General features: G+C 63.5%; 8 protein-coding genes. 3 read left to right on the top strand and 5 right to left on the bottom strand.

Going from position 1 to position 5767, the window contains the following annotated elements:
- On the bottom strand, window positions 1-269 hold a 269-nt coding region (locus H8B02_RS44540), incomplete at its 3' end, for a DnaJ domain-containing protein (protein WP_229172102.1).
- 125 nt (window positions 270-394) lie between these two features.
- Window positions 395-802 (bottom strand): RT0821/Lpp0805 family surface protein, encoded by a 408-nt coding sequence (locus H8B02_RS44535; RefSeq protein ID WP_229172101.1) that lies wholly within the window; start codon window positions 800-802, stop codon window positions 395-397.
- 108 nt (window positions 803-910) lie between these two features.
- Between H8B02_RS44535 and pdxH the strand changes: the two genes are divergently transcribed.
- Window positions 911-1552 carry a pyridoxamine 5'-phosphate oxidase gene (pdxH, locus tag H8B02_RS44530; protein WP_229172100.1) on the top strand — a complete coding sequence of 214 codons (642 nt, stop codon included), beginning with the start codon at window positions 911-913 and terminating at the stop codon, window positions 1550-1552.
- Between the two features lie 37 nt (window positions 1553-1589).
- Window positions 1590-2342: an SDR family NAD(P)-dependent oxidoreductase gene (locus H8B02_RS44525; RefSeq protein ID WP_092124720.1), complete on the top strand. Its 753-nt coding sequence runs from the start codon at window positions 1590-1592 to the stop codon at window positions 2340-2342.
- Between the two features lie 143 nt (window positions 2343-2485).
- On the opposite strand, the gene H8B02_RS44520 is transcribed toward H8B02_RS44525, so the two are convergent.
- Together H8B02_RS44520 and H8B02_RS44515 are read right to left on the bottom strand one after the other, a co-directional pair.
- A complete protein-coding gene (locus tag H8B02_RS44520; protein ID WP_229172099.1) occupies window positions 2486-2707 on the bottom strand; it encodes a hypothetical protein in 222 nt (73 codons plus the stop codon).
- A 131-nt stretch (window positions 2708-2838) separates the two neighbouring features.
- Entirely contained in the window at window positions 2839-3816 is a 978-nt protein-coding gene (locus H8B02_RS44515; protein WP_229172098.1) for a magnesium transporter CorA family protein, read from the bottom strand.
- Window positions 3817-4166: 350 nt separating this feature from the next.
- On the opposite strand from H8B02_RS44515, the gene H8B02_RS44510 reads away from it, so the two are divergent.
- Complete coding sequence (locus H8B02_RS44510) at window positions 4167-4844, top strand: L,D-transpeptidase (RefSeq protein ID WP_229172097.1); 678 nt, start codon at window positions 4167-4169, stop codon at window positions 4842-4844.
- A 23-nt stretch (window positions 4845-4867) separates the two neighbouring features.
- Here the strand turns inward: H8B02_RS44510 and H8B02_RS44505 are convergent.
- Window positions 4868-5767, bottom strand: a 900-nt coding sequence (locus H8B02_RS44505) for an extensin family protein (RefSeq protein WP_229172096.1), incomplete at its 5' end; no start/stop codon positions are given.

The raw sequence follows: 5767 nt of genomic DNA, 5'->3' as shown, positions 1-5767 counted from the left end.
GGACCGGCACGGCCGCCGGCGCCGCCGGGGAATCCCTGGAAGCGCGGCTTGCCGTCCGCATCGATCTCGCCGCGGTCGAACTGCTTGCGCTTGTCCTCGTCGCCGACGATCTCGTTGGCCGTGTTGATCTCCGCAAAGCGGGCAGCCGCCTTCGGGTCGTTCTTGTTGTTATCAGGGTGATGCTTCTTGGCGAGCTTGCGATAGGCGCTCTTGATCGTCGCAGCGCTGGCGCTCCGCTGCACCCCCAAGACCTCATAGGGGTCGCGCATCCGTCACGTCTCCTTCACGGGAAAATCGGTTTTGGCCGGGAACCCATCCGGGGCCCACCTTGCCTTCATGTGGGGGCTCAGTGGCATTTTTGCAACTAGCTTGGCGCCGGCGTCGGCCGGAACTTTCAGGACTTGCTCCAAGGCTTCAGGCTATGAATTTGCCACCGGCCTTGTCCAGCCTTGCAAGCGGCGCCCTGCAGCCAAGTCTCGGTGGCTCCATTGACATAGCTGGCGAGAAAATCCCGACACGTCTTGCCGTCCTCGCCCGAATAGGCCTGGGCCAGCGGCGTCACCGAGCCGCGCGCGCCGGTCTGGGGATTTTCCCAGGGCTGGCTGGAATCCTTGTCGCCCTTGGTCAGCACGTCGGAGGCGGCGTTGCGGGCAAAGGCGAGATCGCTGTCGGTCGGCATCACTGCGCTGACCTGGGTCGGGTTGATCGAGCCCGTCACATCCTTGTCGTCCATCTTGGCGAAAGCATCGGTGCGCGACAGGCTGCAGCCGCTTGCACCGACGCCGATCAGGATCAAGGTCACCACCGCGCCCGCAGGGTGGATCGCCGATAGGCCAACGCGCGCCCATGCCCTATATAGGGCTAGAAACGCGCTCTCGGACGCGGGCGAATGCAAATCGGGACTCCTGACATGACCGACACGACCTCCATCAAACACCCGACACCGTTAACATCGGGTGATTTCACCGCGGCGGAGGAGCCGTTCGCCCTGTTCGGCGAATGGTTTGCGGAAGCGGTCAAGTCCGAGCCGAACGATCCGAACGCGATGGCGCTCGCAACCGTCGATGCCGACGGGCTGCCCGACGTGCGGATGGTGCTGATGAAGGGCTTCGATGCCGACGGCTTCGTGTTCTACAGCCACATTGCCAGCGCCAAGGGCCGCGAATTGGCCGCAAACCCTAAGGCTGCCTTACTGTTTCACTGGAAATCGCTGCGCCGTCAGGTGCGCATCCGCGGGGCGGTGACGCCGGTGACGGACGCCGAGGCCGACGCCTATTTCGCCACGCGGCCGAAGCAGGCGCAGATCGGCGCCTGGGCCAGCAAGCAATCGCAGCCGCTGGAGAGTCGCTTCGCGTTCGAGCAGGCGATCGCCAAGGCCGGCGCGAGATACGTCATCGGCGAGGTGCCGCGTCCGCCGGGCTGGAGCGGCTGGCGGATCACGCCGCAGCGCTTCGAGTTCTGGCACGACCGCCCGTACCGCCTGCACGACCGTATCGAATTCCGCCGCGATGGCGCCGGCAGCGCATGGTCGAAGGTGCGGCTCTATCCCTGATGACGACAGCTTAAAAGACGCCAACCTGAAAGACACCATGTCCCCTCCTTCCAACGCGCCGCGCCGTACCCTGCTCCTGACCGGTGCCAGCCGCGGCATCGGTCACGCCACCGCGATCCGGTTTGCCTCCGCCGGCTGGCGCGTCATCACCTGCTCGCGGCATGCATTTCCGGAAGTCTGCCCCTGGGGCGCTGGACCGGAAGATCACATCGAGGTCGATTTCGGCGACCATGACGACACGGTTCGCGCGATCAGCGAGATCCGCAAACGGTTGGTGAACGACGAGTTGCACGCGCTGGTCAACAATGCCGCGATCTCGCCGAAGGGTGCGGGCGGCGCGCGGCTCGGGACCATGGACACCGATATCGAGACGTGGCTGCACGTGTTCCGCGTCAACTTCTTCGCGCCCATCATGCTGGCCCGCGGACTGATCGACGAGCTCAGGCACGCCAAGGGCGCGGTGGTGAATGTCACCTCGATCGCCGGCTCGCGCGTGCACCCGTTCGCCGGCGTTGCCTATGCGACCTCGAAAGCCGCGCTGGCATCACTGACGCGGGAAATGGCATCCGACTTCGGCCGCGTCGGCGTGCGCGTCAATTCGATCGCACCGGGCGAGATCGATACCTCGATCCTGTCGCCGGGCACCGAGAAGATCGTCGACCAGCAAATCCCGATGCATCGCCTTGGCACTCCGGACGAGGTCGCCAAGATCATCTACGTGCTGTGCACGGAAACCAGCTCCTACGTGAACGGCGCCGAGATCCACATCAACGGTGGCCAGCACGTCTGAGCTTTGGCTTGGATGTTATTTCGGGGAAGGAAGCGAGAGGTTCGAGGCGATCCCGGCCGCCGCCGCGGCCGTCACGTTGGGATTGCTTCGATTGCAGGCGTAACGACGCAGACGAGGCTTCTGCCTCCAAAAGGCCTCAGCCTCTAGTCCGCATAAAACCGACGAGATTTCTTCTCAAGCGGCTGCAGCGCGATGTCGTTCAACGCGCTGGAGCAATCGTCTTCGTCCTCGCCATCCAGCAACGCAGCGCCACAGTAGCGGCAAAGTCTCGGCGAGATCGCCTGCACCTTGCCTGCTGCGCGGTCCTGTTGATAGCGCGCAAAGTCGATGACGTTACGCCGTGGCGTTATGATCTTCTCAACCATTGCTGTCCTCCGGCTTCGAGGCGGGCGTTATCGCAGACAAGTTTCGCCCAAACGTTCAGCGCAACGCTCAAATTTTAGCAGAGGAAATAAGGCAGAAAGCGCGTCCCAAAACGCGACGTGTGGAACCAGTGCTACAGCCACTTTTTCCACTTGAAAATCCAGTACGGCACGATCGCCGCCATCAGCATCAGCACCAGTGCATACGGATAGCCGTGCGCCCATTCGAGTTCCGGCATTGCCTTGAAATTCATGCCGTAGATCGAGGCAATCAGCGTCGGCGGCATCAGCACCACCGCCATCACCGAGAACAGCTTGATGATGTTGTTCTGTTCCAGATTGACCACGCCGAGCATGGCGTCGAGCACGAAGGTGATCTTGTTGGAGAGATAGGAAGCGTGGTCGGTCAGTGAGGCCACGTCACGCTGCATGGTCTTGAGCTGCTCGCGCATGTCCTTGGACCATTTCACGCCTTCCACGATCGCCGAAAGGAACGTGACGAGGCGGCCGATCGAGACCAGGCTTTCGCGGACCTTGGAGGTCAGGTCGCCCTTGCGGCCGATCGCGATCAGGATCTGCGAATATTGCTTGGCGTGGCCGTGGCGCTGGCTCTCCGGCTCGAAGATGTCGTGGGAGACCTGGTCGATGTCGGCCCCGCAGCGCTCCAGAATGTCGGCGCAGCGGTCGATCACCGCATCCAGCAGTTCCATCAGCACCTGCTCGCCGGTGATGCCGGGGGAACAGGCCCGGGCCAGCTTGTTCTCGACCAGCGCGAACGGCTTCGGCAGGTCGTAGCGCACCGTGACCAGCCGATGGCCGGTCAGGATGAAGGTGACCGCCGTGGTGCGCGGCATATCGGTGTCAGACTGGCACATCAGCGTCGCGGTCATGTAGCGCGCGCTGTTCTCAATATAGAGCCGGCTGGAGATCTCGATCTCCTGCATGTCTTCCCGGGTCGGAACCGCGATCCCCGCGAGCTTCTCGACGGCCCGGTCCTCCTCGACGGTCGGGTTCACCAGGTCGACCCAGACCGCGCCCTCCGGCAGCACGCCGAGGTCGGCGACGGCGGCCTTCTTGAGGGAGAAATCGGAGGGAACGAACACCGACAGCATCACGAACTCCACGAAACAGGGCTGGCAAGACCCGTCGACTTAGCGCGATTCTGGCTGGCGCTTCATGACCGGGCGATTAACCGGACATCCACCTTTGTGGCGGCCAAGCGGCGGTGAATGTGACGTTGAAGCAGCTTCGATTGAACAACCGTTGCCTGTTTGCACAAAAACTGGCCCCACACCAGAAGACTTGCGGCAAAAAAGCCACAGGCGACGTCCCGCGATGCGGGAAAGGCATCTAAACTCTGGGAATAATGGCACGTTTCGGCAATAATGCCCTTCATGGAATCGTGGCGTTTGGGGCGCAATCGTGGCGCTTTGAGACGCGGATTTTCGATTGGAACGTAATCATGTCGTCGTTCAAAGTTACCTTTGGGATCCTGGCCGCAGGCCTGATGTTGTCGGGTTGCATGCAGGCCACAACCTATGAGGCCACCAACACCGCCGCCTTCAAGCCGCATGACAAGGAACTGCTGGCCAAGACCACCTACGTCAAGACGCCGGTGGCCGAGCCGTTCCGCCGCGCCATCGTCGAGTATCACCGCAAGGAAGCCGCCGGCTCGATCGTGGTCGATTCCGACAACCATTACCTCTACTACGTGCTGAACGACGGCAAGGCGATCCGCTACGGCATCACCGTCGGCGAAGAAGCCATGGCCTGGTCCGGCATTGCCAAGGTCGGCAGCATGACCGAATGGCCGGCCTGGCATCCCACCCCCGGCGAAATCTCGCGCCTCGGCGTTCCGACCTTCGTGGCACCCGGCCCGGACAATCCGATGGGCTCGCGCGCGATGTATCTCTACTCGGGCGGCAAGGACACGCTGTTCCGCATCCACGGCACCAACCAGCCGGAATACATCGGCTCGTCGATCTCCTCGGGCTGCATCCGCATGACCAACGAGGATGTCATCGACCTCTACAACCGCGTCAAGCTCGGCACCATCGTCGTGGTGCTGGAGCCGAAGCACGGCGACTCGCCCTACAAGCCGCAGATGGCGCTTCAGGGCGGCGGTAACGGGAACTACTGATCTCAATCACATCGCAACCGCGATCAAAGGCGCCGGCTTTGCCGGCGCTTTTTTGTTGGCTGCGGTTTCCTCTCGACGCTGCTGTCGGGCGCGGCCGTATCATCTGATTTCGCCGCATCCTGCTTGCCATCGTCAGCCCTACCATCGTGAGCCTTACCGTGGTCAGCCTTGCCGTGGTCAGCCTTATCGTGGTCGGCCTTGGCTGCATCCGCCTTGCCGCCCTCAGACTTGGCGGCGACCTCGCGCGGCGGCGCCTCTTCGGGGCGCTCGGCCGGCAACAGCGGCGCGACACGCGGCAGCGGATCGTCAACGTTCCACTGGCAGATCCGATAATTGTTGCGACGCTCGATCAGGTCGAGATGGACGTGGTCCTCGTGGTACCAGTCCGAGCCCGGGCCGAGCACGGTGGAGAAGCGGGCGCAGACCGAATGCAGCACGGTCTCGAGCAGATCGCGCGGCACGCTGCGGTCGGTCAGCGAGATCGACTTGCCGTTGGCGAGACCGAAGGCGCGCACGTCGAGCGCATTGGCGCGGCCATGTTCGGAGAGCTGCGCGCCGGCGATACGGTTGCGGCCGCGGCACTCGAACGAGTCGAAATTGTCGAGATTGCTGATCCCGCCCCCGAGGCTCTGCGCCAGCGGCGCGATATCGGTGCGGACCCAGTCGGCGACCGCACTTGCCATCTTGCAGCGGAGGATCGCCGCGGGCTTGACCGCGACCTTGCGCTTGTCCGGCAGCACGATGGCCTCGAGCCGCACCAGATCCTCGCCGCCGCAGCCGCCGGCGCCGTGGATATCCGGAATGCTCGGCGCGATCGCGATCTCCTCGGTGAGGGCCTGCCGGCAGGCCGAAAGCTGCGGCCTGGGCGGCTCGGCGGACTTGGCTGCTTCGGTTGGCTTGGCCGTTTCGCCGGGCCTGGCAGC

It is taken from the genome of Bradyrhizobium altum, from assembly GCF_020889705.1.
GTDB lineage: Bacteria > Pseudomonadota > Alphaproteobacteria > Rhizobiales > Xanthobacteraceae > Bradyrhizobium > Bradyrhizobium altum.
Note: the sequence above shows the minus strand (reverse complement) of the source record. Positions and strands in the feature narration are given on the sequence as shown.

Coding starts and splice junctions, on each gene's coding strand:
- pdxH (WP_229172100.1), top strand. CDS start 911: ATGACCGACACGACCTCCATCAAACACCCGACACCGTTAACATCGGGT.
- H8B02_RS44525 (WP_092124720.1), top strand. CDS start 1,590: ATGTCCCCTCCTTCCAACGCGCCGCGCCGTACCCTGCTCCTGACCGGT.
- H8B02_RS44520 (WP_229172099.1), bottom strand. CDS start 2,707: ATGGTTGAGAAGATCATAACGCCACGGCGTAACGTCATCGACTTTGCG.
- H8B02_RS44515 (WP_229172098.1), bottom strand. CDS start 3,816: ATGCTGTCGGTGTTCGTTCCCTCCGATTTCTCCCTCAAGAAGGCCGCC.
- H8B02_RS44510 (WP_229172097.1), top strand. CDS start 4,167: ATGTCGTCGTTCAAAGTTACCTTTGGGATCCTGGCCGCAGGCCTGATG.